Annotated in this window: 1 protein-coding gene; it reads right to left on the reverse strand. The window is 37.3% G+C overall.

The window, feature by feature from the left end:
• Positions 1–28: 28 nt before the first annotated feature.
• Positions 29–1,150: an IS1249 family transposase gene (locus LKD20_RS09545; protein ID WP_009351498.1), complete on the reverse strand. Its 1,122-nt coding sequence runs from the start codon at positions 1,148–1,150 to the stop codon at positions 29–31.
• Between the last annotated feature and the right edge of the window lie 199 nt (positions 1,151–1,349).

Genomic DNA, 1,349 nt, shown 5'->3' on the forward strand with positions numbered 1-1,349 from the left:
GGGTTATAGGACAAAACGTGTTGGTACTTTAATCCCAATCATTGAAAGATAATTTGTCATAGTTATGCAAATCACCCCAAGAAATGGCATCCCCCCAAGTTGGAATTATGCCTTGAAGTTGGGCTCTTTCATTCATAGAACTATATATTTTAGAAATACTTGCATCAGTTGGCATTACCTTAAGTATTTCTTTTGCAGAAAGCGGTCTTGGTGAGTGTAAATAACACCACCAAAAGACCGCTTTTATACGTTTTTCTACAGACATTCCTCGATGGTAGCGCAATAAACGTCTGAGTTGTGCGTTTACTCCGCCTTCAATAGGGTTATTAGTCCTCGGACATTCTTTATCCAACACCAATGTTTCATCTAAATATCGAAACATTGTCTCTGTATTAATTAATACCACTAGAGAGTTATAGGCTTTTAGTAATCGTTCATGCGTAGCTCTTAAATTATCATTACTATCACGTGTCATTTCACTTAGAAACTCTTTAAAAGTCACTCTCCAATTAAATAATCGTTGAATCCATATTTTTGCATCTTCCTGTGTTTTTACGTTATATAAATCGCTTGCTAAATCTTTTAACATAATACCTGCTAATGTCTTAGGCCGCCTAGTAGTGTAACGATGTACTTGCCATACGGCATGAACAATACAACGTTGAAGCTTGGCGGTACGCCAAACTTTTTTTAATGCTTTTCTAAGACCAGGTCCACCATCAGAAACGACCACAATGGGGGTCGCTATTCGCTGCATAAGAGCTTGCCATGAGCGAGACTGTTCTGACCTACATAAATACCACCCTAATACATATTCACCATCATAACAGATCAAAATACAAGCTTTTTTAGCTAAGTAAATACCATCAACGAATACCACATCTCTCGAGGTTTCAATTTTGGGCGGCATAGGCCATATTTGCCAGAAATCAGCTATCTGTCTACGAAATGTACGGCCCTGCCCAGGCATGTCCTGTTGTGTTTCTTTACTAAATAACCAATTTAGAAATCGATGAAAACATTTAGTAGTATTATCAATAGTTTGTGTAAAGGTGATGTTACACTGCTTACAATGCCATCGTTGTGATCCAGCTTTAGTTTTCCCATATTTTTGACAAGAAAATCCACAATTTATACATCTTACCAGCATGATTATTCCCTCCACTTAGAACACGATTTTCTAAGAAGATATAACCTTATTGAAGCCAGTAAAATCAAGGATTTTGGGACTTTTTACCAACACATTTTGTCCACCCTCTAAGTTTATCAAAAGAACTTAAAATAGCGATGGAGCCAGTAATTTACTGGCTCCATCGCCTATAAAACCAACACGTTTTGTCCTATAACCC

The organism is Veillonella fallax (genome assembly GCF_020687175.1).
Classification (GTDB): domain Bacteria; phylum Bacillota; class Negativicutes; order Veillonellales; family Veillonellaceae; genus Veillonella; species Veillonella fallax.